The organism is Cellulosimicrobium cellulans (assembly GCF_006539945.1).
GTDB classification, from domain to species: Bacteria; Actinomycetota; Actinomycetes; order Actinomycetales; family Cellulomonadaceae; genus Cellulosimicrobium; species Cellulosimicrobium cellulans.
In genome coordinates this window covers 50,388-68,964 of record NZ_BJNZ01000024.1, presented here as the reverse complement: position 1 = coordinate 68,964, position 18,577 = coordinate 50,388, and the positions used below count along the sequence as shown (strand labels likewise).

Below are 18,577 nucleotides of genomic sequence, written 5' to 3'. Positions count from 1 at the left end.
TCGAGCGAGAGCGCGGACGGCGGGTCGACCGGGTCGGGCAGGGCGCCCGTCGTGAAGTCGTAGCCGCAGTTCTCGCAGAACAGCGCGCCGCCGGGCGCCGGCGACCCGCAGTTCGGGCAGGTCGTGGCGGGCGCGGCCGGGGCGCCGCCCGGCGCGGGGGTCGAGCCGCTCGGCGCGGACGCGACGGGCGTCGACGCGGCGCCGATCGGCTCGCCGCACACGTCGCAGTAGTCGGTCGACTCGGACGGGTGCCCGTTGGGGCAGACGACGGCGCTCACCGGCGGACCCGGGTCGTCTTCGTCGAGGCGGTGTCGAGCGCCATCTCGTCCAGGGTCGAGGTGTTGCGCTTGAGGCGCACCGTCCCCTGCTCCTCGTTGTCGATGTCGACGACCTTGCGCAGGCGCGACGTCGCCTCGTCGTTGCCGGTCTGCTGCGCGAGCTGGACGGCGCGCCCGAGCTTCACGGTCGCCGTCGCCTCGTCGCCCGACGCCTTGGCCGCAAGGCCCTCCTGGATCGCCGCGGCGAGCTCGGTCTGGCCCGTGTAGTGCGCGACCTCGGGGTTGATGCGCGTGGTGAGCGACTCGTCGTCGGACCACTTCGCCTTGACCAGGCCCGAGGACACGACCTCGCCGTTCACGGCGAGCTGGACGCGCGCCGCGAGCTGCTCGGAGCCGACCGGCTTCGACGCGACGCGCACGGCGACGTGGTAGTCGCGCGACTCGTCGCCCCACGACCCGGTCGGGTACGACCCCGTGAGCGGGTTGACCTCGGCGCGGCGATGGGTCAGGTCCTCGACGGTCGGCGCGACCTGCCGCACGAAGAGCACCTGGGAGCCCTGCGGGGCCCAGACGCGGAGGTCGGCCGAGGCGACGCCGCGGGCCATGGACGCCTGCATGAGCTTCTCGAAGTCCGCGGCGATCTCGTTCGGGTCCGCGATGAGGCCGACCGAGCCGAGCAGCGCGGTCGAGATCTCGCGCAGCTCGTCGACCTGCCAGCGCGAGCCGACGCCGCGCGCGTCGCACTGGAAGTGCCCGGTGACGTCGCGGACCGCGGCGGACAGGTTCGCGCGCGGCTCCGACTCGTTCTTGCCGTCCGTGAGGAGGATCGCGTGCCGCTGCGCCGCCTGCGGCACGGTCGCGAAGAGCTGGTCGGCGAGGCGCAGCCACGTGCTCATCGCCGTGCCGCCGCCGGGCGTGAGCATCGAGATCGCGCGCTTCGCCTCGGCGCGTGCGCCCGGCTCCATCTGGACCATCGCCATGCGCGCGTTGGGGTAGGGGAAGACGCGGTTGGCGACGTGGCTGCCGCCGACGATCGCGAACCACGTGCCGTCGAGGATCTGGTCCACGGCCACCTGGGCCGCGTGCTTCGCGGCCTCCATGTTCCGGCCGGACATCGACCCGGACGTGTCGACCATGATGATCTCGGCGACCCCGCCCGCGCCGCCGACGCTCCCCGCGCTCCCGGCCCCCGTGCACGTCACGGTGATGATCGCGTGGACGTCCGTCGCGCCCTCGGACAGGAACTCGTTCTGGTAGACCTCGGCGGCGAACTCGGCCATGGGGGCTCCTTCGGTGGTGCGGGTGTTCGTGCAGGCTATCGGGTCGTGGGCGGGTCGCGCGTGGGTGGGGTCGCACCGCGGCGCGAGCCCGCGTCAGGTGGTCGGGATCGTCGTCTCGAGGTCCGGGTCGAGCTCCGGGGAGCCCGGGTCCGAGGACCGGTCGAACCGTGCGAGCGTCGCCGTGATGTTGTCGCGGCCGCCCTGGGCGTTCGCCCAGTCCACGAGGGCGCCCGCCACCGTCTGCGGGTCGTGGCCGACCCGCTCCTGGGTGGCGTGCAGCAGCGCCGCGAGGTCGGTGGCGGGGGAGCAGTAGTTCCACAGGCCGTCGGAGCACACCAGCACCCAGCCGTCGCGGTCGGGGAAGGTCGCCGCCGTCCGGGCGACGGGGTCCGGGGCGTCGGGGCCGAGCCAGCGCGTGATCGCGTGCGCCTGCGGGGAGCTCTCCGCCTGGGCGCGGGGGATGCCCTGCGCCATCATCTCCTGCGCCCACGAGTCGTCGACGCTGAGCTGGTGCGCCTCGCCCGTGTCCGGGATCCAGTAGGCGCGCGAGTCGCCCACCCAGCCCGTGACGACGAGCGGCCCGTCCACGACCGCCGCGACGAACGTGCACGACGGCGGGTTCTCGCGGTCGGCCATCGCGCCGACGGTCGTCAGGATCGCGTCCTGCGCGGCGCGCGAGGCGTCCCCGACGAGCGCCGACCAGGCGGCGACCCGCGCCGTCGGCTCGCCGACGACGGGGAAGGTCCCCTCCGGGGCGCCCGCCGCGAGCACGTCGCGCGCCGCCCGCGCGGCCGCGAGGCTCGCGACGTCGGAGTCGGGCGCGGAGGAGACGCCGTCGCACACGACGAGCGCGGCGAACGCGCGGTCCGCCGCGGCGGACGGGCTGGCGGCGAGCGCCATCGCGTCCTCGTTGCGGGAGTGCCGCACGCCGCGGTCGCACACGCCGGCGACCCACGTCGCGGGCCGCTCGGCCCAGTGGTCGCGCTCGGAGGCGGCCGGCTCGCCGCACTCGGTGCAGTACCCGTCCTCGGCGACGCGGCCCCCGCACCGCACGCACGGTCGGGCGCCGGGGTCCGTCGCGGCGTCCGGTGCGGTCCCGGCGCTCGTCGGGGAGCCGTCCGTGGGCGCGGCCGAGCCGTCCGGCGGCACGAGCCGTGCGGCCCCGGGACCGGCCGGCGCGTCGTCCGCCGGGTCCCCGGCGTGGGGGAGCGGGGCGAGCGGCGTGCCGCACGCCTCGCAGAACCGCGCGCCCTCGTGCGACGGCTCGCCGCACGCGGGGCACGCGAGCAGCGCGGACGGTGCCGTGGCCGACTGGCCGGGGACACCCAGGTCGGGCACGGCCTGATCGGGCACGGCCTGGTCGGGCGCGGGTGCCGGGGCGTCGCTCATCGGACCGTCCACCGTCGCACCTCGTTCGCGCGGTCGACGAGCGTGATGCGCTCGTCGCGCGAGTCCGTGAGCGACGCGAGCTCGCGGTACGCGCCCTCGAGGGCGTCGCGCAGCGCGGGCTCGTCGGCGGGGACGCCCGCGATCCGCGTCGTCGGCTCGGGCCCGGACCGCGTGACGGTCTCGAGCGCGGAGCGCAGCACGCCGACGGACAGCTCGGCGCGCTCGCGGGGCGCGATCGACACCGCGGAGACGCTCGCCATCGCGTCCGCGAGCGCGGGCAGTCCGCGCCCCGACTCGGCGAGCAGGTGCGCGCGCAGCGTGCGGGACTCGACGTACGACCCGCGCGTCGGCCCCACGAGGTCGAGCGCGTGCAGCGCCCCGTCGAGGTCGCCGCGCGCCTCGCGGATGCGCATGAGCCCGAACGCCGCGGGCGCCGTGTAGTTGGCGTCGGTGCGCGCGCAGATCACGTAGAGCGACTCCGCGATGTCCGGCTCACCGCTCAGCTCGCAGGCCGCGGCGAGCGCGAGCTTCGGCGCGAGCTCGCCGGGCACCTGGCCGTACACCGCGTTGAACGACGCGCGCGCGGCGACGGGGTCGCCCTGCGCGAGCTCGCCGAGGCCACCGAGCCACGCGGCGCGCCACTCCCACGGGTCGTCCGCGAGGATCGTGCCGATCGTGCCGCGCAGCACGTCGAAGCGGCCTGCCTCGATCGCTGCGCGGGCGCGCGCGAGGTGCACCTCGACGGTGTCCTCGGGCGCGTCGGCGAGCGCGGCCAGGCGCGCGTCCGGGTCGACGACGTTGACGCCGGCGAGCCAGCTCGCCATCGGGTCGTGGTCGTCGCGGCGCAGCGTGGGGAGCTCGTCCCACGCGAGCGGACGGGCCGCCACGTCGGCGACCGGGGCCTCGAACAGCACCGACGCCGCCGAGTGCAGCGCCGGGTTGCCCGGGCCGGCGTCGGCGGCCACGACCTCGCGCAGCACCCCGAGGAGCTGGGTGCGCATCTCGTCGGCGGTCGCGAAGCGGTCCGCCGGGTCGAGCGCGCACGCCTTGGCGAGCAGCCGGTAGAACGAGTCGTACTGCTGGAACACGGGCGTGTCCGCGACGGGCGGCAGCGACGCGACGTACGTCGTCGTGTTGCCCCGGAAGTCGAGGACGAGCGTCGCGAGCGTGCGGCCGATCGTGTAGATGTCCGACGCGATCGACGGACCGACCTCCGCCACCTCGGGTGCCTGGTATCCCACGGTCCCGAAGATCGCCGACGTGAGGTCGTCGCTGCGCCGCACGCCGCCGAGGTCGATGAGCTTGACGCCGTCGCCCTGCTGGATGACGTTCTCCGGCTTGAAGTCGCAGAACAGGAGGTTGTGGTCGTGCAGATAGGCGAACGCGGGCAGGATCGCGAGCACGTAGGCGAGCGCCTGGTCCACCGGCATCGGGTCGATCGCGCCCTTGTTGGCGTCCCGGCGGTCCTGGAGGATCTCCTTGAGCGACTCGCCGCCGACGTACTCCATGACGGTGTAGCCGGCGCCGTCGTGCATGGCGAAGTTGTAGATCTCGACGATGAGCGGGTGCTCGACCTCCGCGAGGAACTGCCGCTCGGAGATCGCGGCCGCGTACGCGTCCGGGTCGCCCGAGTTGAGCAGACCCTTGAGCACGACCCACCGGCCCGATACGTTCTGGTCGCGGGCGAGGTAGATCCAGCCGAGGCCGCCGTGCGCGAGGCAGCCGACGACCTCGTACTGCCCGCCGACCAGGTCGCCCGGCTTGAGCTGCGGCGTGAAGTCGAACTTGTTGCCGCAGTGCGGGCAGAAGCCGGACGTGCGGCCCGGCTGGCCGTCGCGACCGCGGCCGACCTTCTCGCCGCACGCGGGGCAGAACCGCTTGCGCTCCGCGACCTCGGGCACCGCCATGACGGACTGGAGCGGGTCGCGCGCGGGCACGGACGGGACGGTCGTCAGGCCGGCGCCGAGTCCGCGGCCGCGCAGGCGCGTCGAGGACGTCCCGACGCGTCGCGTCGCCTTCGAGCCGGTCGCGGCGGTCCGCGCCGAGCCGAGCGCGGCCGTGGCGAGGCGGCTCGAGCTCGTGCGGCCCGTGCGGGTCGAGCGCTCGGCGTCGGGGTCAGCGCCCGCCGCCGACCCGGTCCCGGGGCGACCCTGGACGAAGCCGGTGCCGAGCATCGCGGACGGCGACGCGGCGGCGGCCGTTCCCGGCACCGGCGCGCCGGTGGTGCCGGCCGAGGTCCCCGTCGGCGTGCCGCCGGAGCCGCCCGCGGGTGCGCCGCAGACGTTGCAGTAGCCGTCCTCGATGGTGCCCGGGCAGCCGGGCTCCGAGCACGGGACGGTCGCGGTGGTGGTCACGACGACGCTCCTTCCGGGGTGGGCAGGTCGCGGGTGAGGAACTGGTACTGCTCGACGAGGAAGCGCGCGAGCGTCACGTCGCACGGCACGGCCTCGACGGCGTCGCGCGCCTCGACGTGGCCGGAGCGCACGGTGGGCGACGCCGAGCGCCCGTTGGCCCGGGCCTTCGCCGCGAGCCGCTCGAGGCTGTAGCGCAGCTCGGCGCGTTCGCGCAGGGGCCGGGTGTAGGCGTCCTCGACGGTCTCGACGGCGCGGGCCACGGTCGCGAGCCGCGCCGCGTAGGCGTCGAGCTCGAACCGCGAGTCGGGGACGGGCCCGAGACGCGAGACGTCGGGGACCGCGAGCCGCGGCGGGTGCGCGATCTCGCGCCGGCAGCGGGCCACGAGCTCGCGCAGCGTGGGCTCGCGGGCCTCGAGCGCGGCGCGCTGCTCCTCGGTGCGTGCGCGGTCGCGGCGCAGCTCGCGGCGCTGCGCCGACGCGACGATGAGGTCGCGCTCGGCCCGCGCGACCTCGGTCTCGAGCTCCGCGAGCGGGCCCGAGACGTCGGCCCCGCGCGCGGCCTGGGCGACGAGGTGGTCCAGGCGTCCGCGCAGCGTCTCCACGCGGCCCCGCGCGTCCGCGTCGGAGCCGGCCAGGTCCTCGCAGCGCACGAGCTCGGCGCGGACGCCGCGCAGGCGCGCGACCTGGTCGGCCGTGTGCGGGTCGAAGGACAGGCGTGTGCGCAGCTGCACGACGAGCGCGTCGCACAGCTTCACGGCCTCGACGAGCGAGACGAGCGCGGCGCCCGACCCGGAGTCGAGGCGCCCCCAGAGGAGCTGGGAGATCTTCTCTCGTGCGACGGCGTCGGCCCGGCCCGAGTCCCAGACGGGCCGGATCTCGTCCGCGCGCGTGCGGATCGCCTGCCAGAGCGAGAGCGCGAGCACGAGGTCGGCCGTGTAGACGTCCGGCGTCGCGGCGGCCTGCGCGGCCGCGTCGAGCCGGTCGAGCTCCGTGCGCCGCTCGTCGAGCCAGGTCTCGAGCGCGGCGAGGTATGCCAGGAGGTCGGCGGCGGGGATCGCCTCGCCGAGCCGTCCCGGTGCCTCGGGTGCGGTCGTGCGGGTCACGGCGTGCGGCCGTACACCGCGGTCGGCGGGGCCGGGGCCGGGCCGAGCCCGCCGAGCCACTGGCCGTAGATCGCGGCCCAGCGCCCGTCGGACTTCATCTGCTCGAGCACGCCGTTGACGAACCGCACCATGTCCACGTTCTGCGCGGGGACGCCGATGCCGTACGGCTCGTCGCTGATCGCCTCGCCGACCACCTTCGCGTAGGGGTCCTGCGCGGCGAAGCCCGCGAGGATCGTGTCGTCGCCCGTGATCGCGTCGACCTTGCCCTGCTGGAACAGCACGAGGCACTGCGTGTGGGTCGTGGCCGGGACGGGCTCGATGCCGGAGAACTGCTCGAGGCGCGTGAGCGTCGTCGTGCCCTCGGGCGCGCACACGCGCTGGCCCTCGAGGTCGGCGATCCCGCCGGCCGTCGAGTCCCGCGCGACGAGCACCTTCTGGCCCGCGTGGTAGTACTCCGCCGAGAACGCGATGGACTCCCACCGCTCGCAGTTGATGGTGAACGCGCGGGCGACGAGGTCGACCTCACCGTTCTCGAGCACCTCCAGGCGCTGGCCGGAGGTGATCACGCGGAACTGGAGCCGGTCGGGGTCGCCGAAGATCGCGCGCGAGATCTCGTGCAGCACGTCGATGTCGAAGCCCTCGATCTGGCCGGAGAGCGGGTTGCGCGCGCCCATGAGCAGCGTGTCGGCCGAGACGCCCACGATCAGCGATCCGCGGTCGCGGATCGCTGCCATGGTGCTGCCGCCGGGCAGGGCGTCCGGTCCGGGCAGAGCGCCCTCGGGCGCGTACGAGGCCACGGGGTCCGCGCACTCGGCGGGCGCGGCCGGAGCCGCCGGAGCCTCCTGGGCGGCCTCGTCCTGCGGAGCCTCGGTGAGGCGGAGGTCGTCCGCGCCGGACGGCCCCGAGCACGCGGCGAGCGCGAGCACCGCGGCGAGCCCTGCGGCGACGACGCCGCTGCGGCGCCGACGGGCGCCGGCGCGGCGGCTCCGGGCGGACCGGTCGGGGGTGGCGAGCGTCGTGGTCACCGGTACTCCTCCAGTCGTGCGGTCACGCCGCGCCACGCGAGCAGGGCTGCGACGAGGCCCGCGACCAGCAGGAGCCACCCCGCCACGGTCGCGGTCGTCGCCGCGCCGTCGAGGCGCTCGCTCGTGGCGGCCGCGTTGGTCTCGATGTCGTCGCGCGCGGACGCGGAGAACGCGTCGAACGCGGCGTTGGGGCTCTCGGGGTCCGTCGCCGTGGCGAGGGCGACGGCGTCGTCCCACTGGCCCGCGTCGTCGAGCGCGCGGATGTCCGCGTGCCGGGTCACCCACGTGTCGAGCGCCTGGGCGGTCGACCCGTCGAGGATCCCCTCGGACGCCGCGGTGTCGAGCCGCGCCGTGGCGTCGTCCGTCGCCGTGACGAACGCCTCCTCGTACGCCTGCCCGGACCCCCGCTTGATGAGCGTGAACGCCTCCATCGACTTGGCGTCGTTGGCGAGCGAGTACGCCTGGGACGCGGCGAGCGTCGCGGCGTACGGGCCGGTACGGACGTCCTGCGCCCGCGAGCTCGCCTGGGCCAGCAGGACCGTCGACACGATGCCGACGACGAGCACGACGGCGGTGGCGACGGCGAGGCCGACGTTGAGCACGCGGTGCGTGCGGCGCGCGAGCCAGACCTGGCTCACGACGAGCACCGCGAGGGCGACGAGCCCGCCGGCGAGCACCCACAGCGCGTCGCGGACGCCCGAGAAGTCGGCGGCGACACGGTCGGCGTCGTCGAGCACGACCTCGTCGAGCGCGGGCAGCATCTGCTCGCGCAGGATGGTCGACGCCTGGTCGAGGTACGCCGAGCCGACCGGGAAGCCCTGCCGGTTGTTGGCGCGCGCCTGCTCGACGAGGCCGGTGTAGACCGTGAGGTCGGCCGCGACCTGGCCGAGCAGCTCCGCGTCGCCCTCGTTGCTCCCGGAGAGCGTGGCGAGCCCGCTCGCGGCCTGGTCGACGAGGTCGTCGTACCGGGCACGCTGGTCGGCGGGCTCGAGGCCGCCGACGAGGAACGCGCCGGTCGCCGTCGCGTCCGCCGCGACGAGGGCGTTGCGGACCTCCTGGACCCCGACGAGCTGCGCGGTGTCCTCGCTCGCGGCCTCGAGCGCCCGGGACTGGACGCTGCCCGCCTGGAAGCCGAGCACGCCGAGCGCGACGGCGGCGAGCACGCACAGCGCCATGACGAGCCGCAGCTTGCCGGGCGTGCGGCGCAGGGCGCCCCGGGCGCGGGACTCGGTGGCGTTCGGCGCGCCGGCGGGTGCCCCGTGCGGGGCGGCCGTGGGGCCGCCGGGGGCGGGACCGCCCGCGGGGACGATCTGCTGGCCCGCAGGGCGGACCGGGGTGGTCGTCATGCGTTCTCCTCGGCGGTGGAGGGGGCGGTGGCGGACGCGTCGTCGACGGGGGCGCCCGAGGCCGGTGCGTCGTCCAGGGGGTCGTCGCGCTCGGGCGGGTCGAGCGTGGCGAGGAGCGCGGGGGCGCCCTCGCCGTCGACGACGTCGACCGGGAGCAGGAGGCGGAGCTCGTCGATCGTCGGCGCCTCGGTGTCCTTGAGGCGCCACGCGTGGCGCGCGATCGCCGCGTCGAGCACGTTGCGCGCCCAGCGCGCGTTGCCGAAGCCCTCGGTGCGCGGCTGCGCAGCGGCGAGGCGCGCGAACACGTCGAGCGCCTCGGGCGTCGGCTCGAAGTCCGACCTCGCCGCCATCCCCGCGAAGATGTCGCGCAGCTCGGCGTCGGCGTAGTCCTCGAACGTGATGGTCGTGGAGAACCGCGACTCGAGACCGGGGTTGGTGGCGAGGAAGTCCGCCATCGGCCCGGGGTAGCCCGCCACGATGACGACGAGCTCGTCGCGGTGGTCCTCCATGTCCTTGACGAGCGTGTTGATCGCCTCGGCGCCGTACTGGTCCTCCGCGAGCCCGTACGCCTCGTCGACGAACAGCACGCCACCGAGCGCGGTGGCGACGACCTCGGACGTCTTCACCGCGGTCTGGCCCAGGTAGCCCGCGACGAGCTCGGAGCGGTCGACCTCGACGAGGTGGCCCTTCTCGAGCAGCCCGAGCGCGCGGTAGATGCCCGCGACGAGGCGCGCGACCGTCGTCTTGCCCGTGCCCGGGTTGCCGAGGAACACGAGGTGGCGCGTCAGCGTCGGGCGGGTCAGGCCTGCCTCGGTGCGCAGCTTCTCGACGCGCAGCAGCTCGGTCTGGCGGTGGATCTCGTCCTTCACGCGGGTGAGGCCCGTGAGCGCGTCGAGCTCGGCGAGCAGCTCCTCGATCGAGTGGGGCGGCTCCTCCTCGACCGCGGCCTCGGTCGTCGTCGCCGCCTCGGACCGCGTGGCCGTGGCGTCCGCGCCCTCCGCGGGTGCGCCGCTCGGCGTGCCCGACGGCGTCGTGCTCGACGACGCCGGCGTCGGGCCGGGCGGTGCCGCGGCCGGGCGCGCACCGAGCGCGTCGAGGATCGACGCGACGGACGGAACCTCGGGCGCAGGCCGGCGCAGGGCGTCGAGCGAGCCCTGCGCGGCGAGCAGGTCGCCGAGGTCGAACGGGTCCGCCCCGCCCGTCGCCGGGCGCGCGGGGACCCGGCCGCCCGCGGCAGGCTGCGCCGTCTGGCCCGACGAGGCCCGGCCGACACCCGGGGCGGCTGCCGGGGCCGGCACCGGGGCGCCGCCCGACTGCTGCACCGCGGCGGTGGCCGCGGCGGCTCCGGCCACGTGCGGTCCGGGGGAGCCGAGGTGCCCGGCCGCGCGTGCGACGTCGGCGAGCGCCCGCCCGTACGCGGCGGCGTGCTTCGAGCGGGCCGCGCCGAGCGCGGCGAGCACGTCCGTCGGCGACGTGCGCCAGCGCCGCGCGCTCGACGCGGCCGTGAAGAACGCGCCTGTCGCGGCGGGGTCGTGCCCGAGCGCGGCGAGCCACGCCGCGGGGGCTCCGGGGGAGGACTCGGCGACGGCCGCCGCGAGCCGGGCGCCCTCGTCGCGGGCCGCCTCCTCGTCCACGCCCGCGGCGCGTGCCGCGGCGTCGAGCGCGTCGAGCGCCGCCGCGAGGGTCGGGGTCTCCTGGCCGGTCACGGTGCCTCCAGTCGTCCGGGCTCCGACGGCGGGCCGCTCGGCGGCTGGGGCGTGCCCTGGCCTGCCCCCGGGTCGATCGCGATCGACGAGTCGCGGAACTTCTCCGCGAGGAACGCGCCGTGCGCGACGAGCGCCGCGGCGTCGGCGCGCGAGACGGCGTCGGAGATCTTGTCGAGCGTGACGCCGAGCAGGTCGAGCTGGTCGCACAGCAGCATGAGCGACGTCTTGCCCTGCGCGACGACCCGCCGGTCGGCGAAGTCGCGCGGCAGGCGCAGGTACGCGCCGACGGCCTCGGGCAGGTAGCTCGTGGCCGTCGCGACGACGGTGTGCGCCTGCTGCGACCCGCCGCCGAGGCGGTCGAGGCGCGGCACCATCTCCTCGACCGTGCCGGTGATGCGGTGCACGCGCGCCGTGACGGCGGGCGGCACCCGCCCCTCGATCTGCTGCTCGACGCGCTCGACCGAGGCGAGGATCTCGGCCGACGTCGGCGGGGCGGGCAGCTCGAGCGCGGGCTCGGGCGCGGGGGACCGGCCGCCGAGGCGGCCGATCACGTCGGAGAACCAGCCCATCTAGCTCGGGGTCCGATCTGTGGTGCGGGGAGCGGCGGTCAGGCCGCGGGAGGACGGGGAGCGTGCGTCGCCAGGGTCACAGGCGCCCGATGTCGAGCGAGCCGTTGCCGACCTGCGACTGGTCCGAGCGGCGCGCGCGGTCGAGGTACTCGTTCGCCTTGGTCGTCTCGGTCTCGAGCACCCCGATGGTCTGCGCCATCGAGTCGAGCGCCTGCGTCTTGAACGTCGAGATCGAGTCGAGCGTCGCGTAGATGTTGGCGAACGCCTGCTGGAGCTGCGGGAGCCCGACCGTCGCGCTCGCGGCCTGCTGCTGGATGCTCGCCGACTGGTCGGCCAGCATCTTCGAGGTCGAGGCGATCATGTTCGACGTCGTCGTGTTGAGCGCCGTGATCTGGTCCAGCACGAGCTTCTGGTTCGCGAGCGCCTGCGCCACGATGACGGCCGTGCGCAGCGCCGAGACGGTCGTCGTCGTCGCGCGGTCGACGCCCTTGATGAGCTCGACGTTGTTCTTCATGATGATGTCCATCGCGAGGTAGCCCTGGATGGACACCGCGAGCTGCGTGAGCAGGTCCTGGTGCTTCTGGCGGACGTAGAACAGCACGTCCTCGCGCAAGGCCTGGGCACGCTCCGGGTCGCTCGCCTCGAGCTCGGCGATCTTCGTGGAGAGCTCGGTGTCGAGGCGCTCGGCGATGAAGATGTACTGGTTGAGGCGCGCCATCGAGTCCCAGAGGTTCTGCTTCTCGAGGTTGAGCGCGGCGTTGTCCTTGCGGAGCTCGTCCTGGCCGTTGTAGAGCGACTGGACGATCGCGTTGAGCTGCTTCTGCGAGCTCTCGTAGCGGCGGAAGTAGTCCTGGAGCTTCCCGCCGAACGGGATGAGACCCAGGAACTTCTTGCCCATGCTCGCCTCGCTGGGGTCGAGGTCCTCGACCGTGCGGCGCAGCTCGAGCAGCGACTTGCTCACCTTGGAGCTCTCGGAGACGCCGCCCTCGCGCAGCTCCCGGACCGGCATCTCGAGCATGCGGTTCGAGACGTCGGAGGCCGCGCGGATGTCCTTGTCGCCCATCTTGCGGATGTCGTCGGCCTTCGCCGCGAACTCGGGCGAGCGCGTGTCCGTCGCGAGGAGCTGGTCGAGGTAGGAGGAGACCTTCGACTGGAGGCCCGGGATCGCGGCCTCGTCGACGCGCGGCGCGAGCGACGGCGCCTGCGTGGTGGCGACGGGCTTGACGGGCTCCGGGGCGCTGAGCGTGAGCGTCTCCGTCGGGGCGGGGGGCTGGAGCGGTGCTGCCTCGGTCATGTCTGTCCTTCGCTCGTGCGTGCCGTCGGACGCCGTCGGTGGCGGGTGGGGCGCCCTCGCGAGCTCCCCCTCGACCCGGGCGAACCGGGCGGAACCGGCCTGCGCCGGTCGGGCGAGTATATCTACGGCGGGTGGCTCGATCTTTACCCTTTCCGGGGATCGAGAGGGTGAGAACTCCCCATGCCTGACTCGACGTCCGGAGACGCCGTCGAGTTCCGATGAGTCGACGCCCGACCGAGGGTCGGTACCGCCATGAGCCCCGACACCGGCGCACCCCGACCTCCCTCCGGACCCGCCCACGTGCCCGAGGCGGCCCGCGCGCTCGTCGCCGGTCCGCACGTCGCGCACCTCGCGACCGTCCTGCCCGACGGCGGCCCGCACGTCGTGCCGCTCTGGGTCGGCTGGGAGGGGGACCGGCTCGCGTTCCTCACCGGTCCCGGCTCGCGCAAGGCCCGCAACCTCGCGCGCGACCCGCGCGTCGCGGTGTCCGTGACCCGGACCGGGAACCCGTACGTCATGGCGACCCTGCGCGGGCGCGTCGTCGAGGTGCTCGACGGCGACGCGGGCTGGGCCGTCGTCGACCGCCTCTCACTCCTCTACACGGGCGGCCCGTACCCACGTGGGGAGGAGCGGCACGCGTACCTGGTCGAGATCGACCACGCGACGGCGCCGTCGTTCGGCTGAGCGCGGGCGGCCGGGCCGTGCCGTGGGCGCCGTCGACTCGACACCTGCGAGGGTTGCTCGCTGCGACCGCGCACGGAGCGCGGGGACGTCGGGTGAGAAGATGGGGAGATGACGCTGACCGAGTTCCTGCTCGCCAGGATCGGCGAGGACGAAGCGGCCTCGGAGGCTCACGAGGGCGTGGGTTCGGGAGGTTCGTGGACCAGGTCACGGGTGCTGGACGAGTGCGCGGTGAAACGGCGCATCATCACCCTCGCCTACGAGGCCACCGGGTACGACATGACAGTCGACCTGGAGCGGGACACGGACGAGCGCGGCGAGAGCGGTGTCGCCTTCGTCGGGGATCGCATCCTCAGGGCGCTCGCGACCCCCTACGCCGAGCACCCGGACTACGACCCCGTCTGGGGTGAGTGATCGCGGGCGGAACCGACCCCGTCGAGCCTCTGTCGCAGCAGCACGTCGACGTTGTCGGCCCAGTCACCGCCATGGTGCGTCGCCTCACCGACCACGGTGCACGCGAGGTCGTGGGCACCGGGCTCCACACCCGACTACGCGCGACGTCCGAGCCGAACGACTCGGCGAGCTTCTGAGTCCGCTCGCCCGAACGACCGGGACACGGGTGTGAGCGTAGTGTCGAACGATGGACTCCGCATGAGTGTCATCGAGAAGTGGGTCAGCGTCGAGTGCCCCGGCTGCGGCGCACCCGCCCGCGCCCGCGTCCTCCACATCATCGCCTGGGGCGCGATCCCCGGCTCCGTCACCCCGCACCAGGTCAGCATCGTGTGCGAGCACCTGTGCGTCATCTCGGGGTTCGGTGCGAAGGAATCCGTGCGGGTGTGCCCGCACTGCAGGGTGTTCATGAGCTGACGACGGACGCGCCAGATCCGGTATGCCGACCGCTGCCACCCGGCGATCCGCGGAGACGCCGGACCGGCTGCAGCCAGCCCAGCGCCTCTACGGGCTCACGTCTGAGCCCCGGCAAGGGGCCCGAAGCCTCTTCTTGACGACGAGACCGTCACCACGACGATCCTTGCACGGCATGCAGTGCCACACCCGGCAGGGCGACGACCGTCGAGCTCCGCCCTCGGGGCCGGCGGGAGCTCGGTCTCCTCTCTCCGGACGACGGATCGCCTGTCGCGCCCATGCGGTCGCAGCGGGCTCTTCGATCGTCCCGCAGTCCCGCCTCCCACCGCGGTCGTCTGCCTGCTCGCGCGCCGCCCGCAGCTCGGTGCGAGGTGCGTCGCAGAGAGTGGGCTGATCCACCGTGCCGCCCAGCATCTTCCGCAGCAGGTCAGCCGCTCAGGCGCTGCTGCCGCGCGTTCGCGCAGACAGGCGTGGTGCCCCGAGCAGGACTCGAACCTGCAACCTACGGATTAGAAGGCCGTTGCTCTATCCATTGAGCTATCGAGGCGCGCGCCCATCGTAGTGGGCGCGGGGCGTGCTCGGGAGGCGGAGGCCGTGGTGACGGACGTGCAGGTGGGGTGGTCGCGCGTCGTGCGGCGCGTGCGTTTGGCGGGGCTCCCGGCAGCCGTCACTATGAACCAGTGAGAACCCCAGACGCCGCCACGAGCGACGCGAGCCCCACCGCGCCCGGCCGGTCGCCGGGCTCGTGGCGGCCCGCGCAGGCGACCGAGGAGCTCGGTGTCACGGTCTTCGACGTCGCTCGCGACCTGCGCCGCGACGTGGCGGACGTGCGCCTCCCGCTCGCGATCGACGGCGCGTCGGAGTCGGACGCCTCGCGGCGCCGGCTGCTCACGCAGCTCGACGAGCACCTTCTGCCGCGCCTGCGCGAGCTGTCGTCGCCGGCGATCGTCGTGATCGCGGGGTCGACGGGTGCGGGCAAGTCGACGCTGTACAACTCGTTGCTCGGCGAGGAGGTGTCGCAGGCCGGCGTGCTGCGGCCCACGACGCGCGAACCGGTCCTCGCGTTCAACCCGCTCGACGCGGACGTGATCGTCGAGGGTCCGGTGACACGCGTGGCGCGCGTCGTCGACCACGACGGCGTCCCGCGCGGCACGGGCCTGCTCGACGCCCCGGACCTCGATTCGCTGCTGTCGGAGAACCGGGACACCGCGGGCCTGCTGCTCGAGGCGGCCGACCTGTGGCTGTTCGTCACGACGGCCTCGCGGTACGGGGACGCGCTGCCGTGGCAGGCGTTGTCGCGCGCGAAGGAGCGCGGGGCGAGCGTCGCGATGGTGCTCAACCGCGTCCCGCGCGAGACGCTCACGACGATCCGCGGCGACCTGCTGCAGCGCCTGCGCGACCACGGCATGGACGGCACGCCTTTGTTCGTCGTGCCCGACGTCGGGCCGCACGAGGGGCTGCTCGACCGCTCGGTCGTGGCGCCGGTCGCGCGCTGGCTGACGATGCTCGCGGGCCCGGACCGGTCGCGCGCGGTGATCGTGCGCACGCTCAAGGGCGCGCTCGGTGCGCTGCCCGCGTGGGTCACGGGCGTCTCGGACGCGGTGGAGCAGCAGGTGGAGGCCGCGGCCGACCTGCGCTCGGCGGCGGAGAAGGCGGTCCCGACCGTGCGCGACGCCGCGCGGCAGGCCGCGCTGGACGGTGCCGTCGCGCACGGGTCGCTCGAGGCGCGGTGGGCCCAGGTGACGAGCGCGGAGCGCGTGGACCGCGTCAAGGTGCGCGGGGGCGTGGTCCGGTCCTCCAAGCGGCGCGGACGCGCGCGCGACCTCGTGCTCGCGCCGCTCCTCGACGAGACGCGCGACGCCGCCCACCGCACGCTCGCCGCGAACGGCGTCCTGGCCCACGACGCGCTGCGTGCCGCGCTCGACGGGGACCGGCCGCTGCCGGGAGCCTCCGACGTCCTGCCGACGGAGGAGGACGCCGCGGCGCGGCGCGAGGCCTCGGCCACGACCCAGGTGCTCCAGTGGTCCCGCCGCGCGGAGCAGGTCGTGACCGAGCTCGCCGCTCCGACGGCGAGCGAGCCCGCCCGCGCGGCGGTGAAGGCGTTCGGCGAGACCGGCCTGGCCGCCCTGCTGCTCGCGGGCGCCGCCGGGAGCGAGGACGCGGCGCGCCTCGTGCGCACCGTCCTCGCGGACACGGGCGACGACGCGATCGCGGCGCTGCGCGACGACCTGGCCGACCGGGCCGCCACGATGGTCGAGCGCGAGGTCGAGCCCGTCCTCACCGCGCTCGCCGATCCCGCGCTCGCCGCGGACGCGGCCGTCGGGCTGCGCCTACGACTCGCCGAGCTGAGGAGGCTCATGTGACGTCCCACGACGCCCAGCTGCGCGCCCGGGTCGACGACCTCGCGCGTGCGGTGGACCTCGCGGGGGACCGCCTCGACCCCGCGGTCGCGGCCCAGGTGCGCGACGCGATCGGGGGCGTGCGCGAGCGCCTCGCGCTCGGCGTCGACCACACGGTCGTCGCGCTCGCGGGCGGCACCGGGTCGGGCAAGTCGAGCCTGTTCAACCGCGTGTCACGGCTCGACTTCGCGGACGTCGGCGTGAAGCGCCCGACGACCGCGCGCGTCACGGCGTGCTCGTGGAGCGGCGCGGCGACGGCCCTGCTCGACTGGCTCGCCGTGGACCCGGAGCGCCGGATCACGCGCGACGGCGAGCTCGACGCCGAGGACGAGGCGGCGCTCGGCGGCCTCGTCCTGCTCGACCTGCCCGACCACGACTCGATCGAGCCCGCGCACCGCGACGTCGTCGACCGGGTGCTCCCGCTCGTCGACCTGCTCGTGTGGGTCGTGGACCCGCAGAAGTACGCCGACGACGCGCTGCACTCCGGGTACCTCCAGAAGTCCACGGGGCTCGAGGGGTCGATGGTCGTCGCGCTCAACCAGATCGACACCGTCCCCGAGGCGCGCCGCGCGGCGCTCGTCGAGGACATGGGGCGGCTGCTCGAGGAGGACGGGCTCGACGGCGTCTACGTCACGACCGTCTCCGCGCGTACGGGCGAGGGGCTCGACGAGCTGCGCTCGCTGCTCGAGCAGGCCGTCGCGCGGCGCAGCGTCGCCGCGAGCCGCGTCGCGGGCGAGCTCGACCGGGCCGGCGCGCTCCTGCTGGAGCAGCTCCCGGGGGACGTCCCGTGGACCATGAGCACGGCCGTCGAGGAGGAGGTCGACGCGCTCGCCGACGCGACGGGCCTCGCCGCCGTCGCCGGCCAGGTCGGCGCGGCGGTGCGCAACGGCTACGGCCGTCCCGAGTTCTCGCCCCCGCAGCCCGACGCCGTCGCGCTCTCGCGCTCGCGCTGGCTCGCGCGCGCCGGACGGTCGCTGCGACCGGGGTGGCAGAGGGCGCTCGACGACGCCGTCGCGCCGTCGGGGAAGGTCGCGGAGGCGACGCGGTCGGCGCTCGCGAAGATCCCCCTCGACACGCGCGGGCCGTCGTCCTCGCGCCCGACGCGGCGCGCGGCATGGGTCGCGCTCGCGGTCGGGGTCGTCGCGGGCGTGCTCGCCGTGCTGGGTTCGTTGCGCGTGCTCGACCTCGGGCGGACGCTCGTCACCGTGTGTGCGATCGTCGCGGCGGTCGCGGTGCTGGGTGCGGTGGTCGCGTTCCTCGTCGCGCTCCAGGTGCGCCGCACCCTCGCGAGACGCCGCGAGCAGCAGGTGCTGGCGTCCGGCCGCGGAGCGATCGAGCGGGTCGTGCAGGACGCGATGGGCAAGCCGACCCAGGCGCTCCTCGACACCCACCGCCAGGTCCGCGAGCTGGCGCAGTCCGCCCGGGACAAGGCGCCGGCGGCACCGCTCACCGGGGCGCTACGGCTACCCACAGACCCGGAGACCACGGGCCCGTCCACAGGCGAGGGCACGACGACGGACGGCGCCACCGCTCCGACAGCACCCTGAGCCGGTGGCCGGGACCAGCCCGGCCGCCGACCTCAGGAGGAACCATGCCCGGTGACGTCACGGTCACGCTGTCCGGCTTCGTCGCGACCACGCCCACGCTGTTCCGCTCGCAGTCGGGCAACGACTTCACGAGCTTCCGCATCGCCCAGACGCGCCGCTACCTCGACCGCGAGCGCGGCGAGTGGGTCGACGGCCGCACGCTGTGGTTCACCGTCAAGGCGTGGAAGCACGTCGCGCGCAACGTCGCGCTGTCCCTGCACAAGGGCGACCCCGTGGTGGTCACGGGACGCCTCTCGCTCGACGAGTGGGACGGTCCCGACGGCCCGCGCACCAGTCTCGTCGTGGAGGCCACGGCGCTCGGCCCCGACCTGACCCTCGGCGAGGCCCGGTTCGCGCGCACGGTCCACCGGCGCGAGGACGACGGCGCGCGCCGGGGCGGGGCGACCGGCGTCGCCGCGTCCGGGACCGCCGGTGGCGAGGGCGGGGCGGACCGGTCGTCCGCCGGACCGGGCGCCACGGCGCACGACGGCACCGCGTTCGAGGGCGGGCCGCTCGACGGGCGCGCGCTCGACGACCCGTGGACCCTCGCGGACGTCGGCGCGGCGCTCGCGGGTGAGCCCCACGGTGCGTCCGAGGACGGTCCCGCGGCCGACTCCGAGACGAGGGAGGACGCCGGGGCCGCCGAGACCGGCGCGCCGGCGTCGGCCTGAGCGGCTCCGTGCGGGCGGCGCCGCGGCCCGCG

Annotated in this window: 16 protein-coding genes and 1 tRNA gene; 6 read left to right on the top strand and 11 right to left on the bottom strand. The window is 75.2% G+C overall.

From position 1 onward, the window contains the following. The 10 genes from CCE02nite_RS15890 to CCE02nite_RS15845 form a co-directional block, all read right to left on the bottom strand. Positions 1-278: double zinc ribbon domain-containing protein (locus CCE02nite_RS15890; protein WP_141390606.1), on the bottom strand; the 278-nt coding region annotated here is incomplete at its 3' end. Further along, positions 275-1,558 (bottom strand): vWA domain-containing protein, encoded by a 1,284-nt coding sequence (locus CCE02nite_RS15885; protein ID WP_141390605.1) that lies wholly within the window; start codon positions 1,556-1,558, stop codon positions 275-277. The genes CCE02nite_RS15885 and CCE02nite_RS15890, both read right to left, overlap by 4 nt. Before the next feature lie 93 nt (positions 1,559-1,651). Further along, positions 1,652-2,947, bottom strand: coding sequence for a PP2C family protein-serine/threonine phosphatase (locus tag CCE02nite_RS15880; protein WP_141390604.1), 1,296 nt, complete (start codon positions 2,945-2,947; stop codon positions 1,652-1,654). Then, positions 2,944-5,301 carry a serine/threonine-protein kinase gene (locus CCE02nite_RS15875; protein WP_141390603.1) on the bottom strand — a complete coding sequence of 786 codons (2,358 nt, stop codon included), beginning with the start codon at positions 5,299-5,301 and terminating at the stop codon, positions 2,944-2,946. Before CCE02nite_RS15875 ends, CCE02nite_RS15880 begins: the two co-directional genes overlap by 4 nt. Continuing rightward, entirely contained in the window at positions 5,298-6,404 is a 1,107-nt protein-coding gene (locus CCE02nite_RS15870) for a hypothetical protein (RefSeq protein WP_141390602.1), read from the bottom strand. Before CCE02nite_RS15870 ends, CCE02nite_RS15875 begins: the two co-directional genes overlap by 4 nt. Further along, positions 6,401-7,429, bottom strand: a complete 1,029-nt coding sequence (locus CCE02nite_RS15865) for a glutamate ABC transporter substrate-binding protein (protein ID WP_141390601.1) — start codon at positions 7,427-7,429, stop codon at positions 6,401-6,403. The genes CCE02nite_RS15870 and CCE02nite_RS15865 overlap by 4 nt, the downstream gene beginning before the upstream one ends. Then, positions 7,426-8,775, bottom strand: coding sequence for a GlnX family signal transduction membrane protein (locus CCE02nite_RS15860; protein ID WP_141390600.1), 1,350 nt, complete (start codon positions 8,773-8,775; stop codon positions 7,426-7,428). The genes CCE02nite_RS15865 and CCE02nite_RS15860 overlap by 4 nt, the downstream gene beginning before the upstream one ends. Beyond that, positions 8,772-10,481 (bottom strand): AAA family ATPase, encoded by a 1,710-nt coding sequence (locus CCE02nite_RS15855; RefSeq protein WP_141390599.1) that lies wholly within the window; start codon positions 10,479-10,481, stop codon positions 8,772-8,774. The genes CCE02nite_RS15860 and CCE02nite_RS15855 overlap by 4 nt, the downstream gene beginning before the upstream one ends. Next, positions 10,478-11,050 carry a hypothetical protein gene (locus tag CCE02nite_RS15850; RefSeq protein WP_141390598.1) on the bottom strand — a complete coding sequence of 191 codons (573 nt, stop codon included), beginning with the start codon at positions 11,048-11,050 and terminating at the stop codon, positions 10,478-10,480. The genes CCE02nite_RS15855 and CCE02nite_RS15850 overlap by 4 nt, the downstream gene beginning before the upstream one ends. Before the next feature lie 76 nt (positions 11,051-11,126). Continuing rightward, the gene (locus CCE02nite_RS15845; RefSeq protein ID WP_087471651.1) at positions 11,127-12,344 is read right to left on the bottom strand and encodes a toxic anion resistance protein; all 1,218 of its coding nucleotides are present in this window, start codon (positions 12,342-12,344) and stop codon (positions 11,127-11,129) included. A gap of 252 nt (positions 12,345-12,596) precedes the next feature. Here CCE02nite_RS15845 and CCE02nite_RS15840 point away from each other — a divergent pair, with 252 nt between their 5' ends. The 3 genes from CCE02nite_RS15840 to CCE02nite_RS15830 all read left to right on the top strand — a co-directional run bounded on the left by CCE02nite_RS15840 (position 12,597) and on the right by CCE02nite_RS15830 (position 13,892). Further along, complete coding sequence (locus CCE02nite_RS15840) at positions 12,597-13,028, top strand: PPOX class F420-dependent oxidoreductase (RefSeq protein ID WP_141390597.1); 432 nt, start codon at positions 12,597-12,599, stop codon at positions 13,026-13,028. 108 nt (positions 13,029-13,136) lie between these two features. Continuing rightward, positions 13,137-13,439 (top strand): DUF6221 family protein, encoded by a 303-nt coding sequence (locus CCE02nite_RS15835; RefSeq protein ID WP_141390596.1) that lies wholly within the window; start codon positions 13,137-13,139, stop codon positions 13,437-13,439. Between the two features lie 237 nt (positions 13,440-13,676). Further along, positions 13,677-13,892, top strand: coding sequence for a hypothetical protein (locus tag CCE02nite_RS15830; protein WP_141390595.1), 216 nt, complete (start codon positions 13,677-13,679; stop codon positions 13,890-13,892). A 468-nt stretch (positions 13,893-14,360) separates the two neighbouring features. Here CCE02nite_RS15830 and CCE02nite_RS15825 read toward each other — a convergent pair. Then, positions 14,361-14,436, bottom strand: a tRNA-Arg gene (locus tag CCE02nite_RS15825). A gap of 133 nt (positions 14,437-14,569) precedes the next feature. On the opposite strand from CCE02nite_RS15825, the gene CCE02nite_RS15820 reads away from it, so the two are divergent. The 3 genes from CCE02nite_RS15820 to CCE02nite_RS15810 are packed head-to-tail and all read left to right on the top strand — an operon-like array spanning position 14,570 to position 18,545. Further along, positions 14,570-16,252, top strand: coding sequence for a GTPase (locus CCE02nite_RS15820; RefSeq protein ID WP_141390594.1), 1,683 nt, complete (start codon positions 14,570-14,572; stop codon positions 16,250-16,252). After that, the gene (locus CCE02nite_RS15815) at positions 16,249-17,835 is read left to right on the top strand and encodes a P-loop NTPase family protein (RefSeq protein ID WP_174774924.1); all 1,587 of its coding nucleotides are present in this window, start codon (positions 16,249-16,251) and stop codon (positions 17,833-17,835) included. Before CCE02nite_RS15820 ends, CCE02nite_RS15815 begins: the two co-directional genes overlap by 4 nt. 44 nt (positions 17,836-17,879) lie before the next feature. Then, positions 17,880-18,545 carry a single-stranded DNA-binding protein gene (locus CCE02nite_RS15810; protein ID WP_141390593.1) on the top strand — a complete coding sequence of 222 codons (666 nt, stop codon included), beginning with the start codon at positions 17,880-17,882 and terminating at the stop codon, positions 18,543-18,545. The last annotated feature ends 32 nt before the right edge of the window (positions 18,546-18,577 follow it).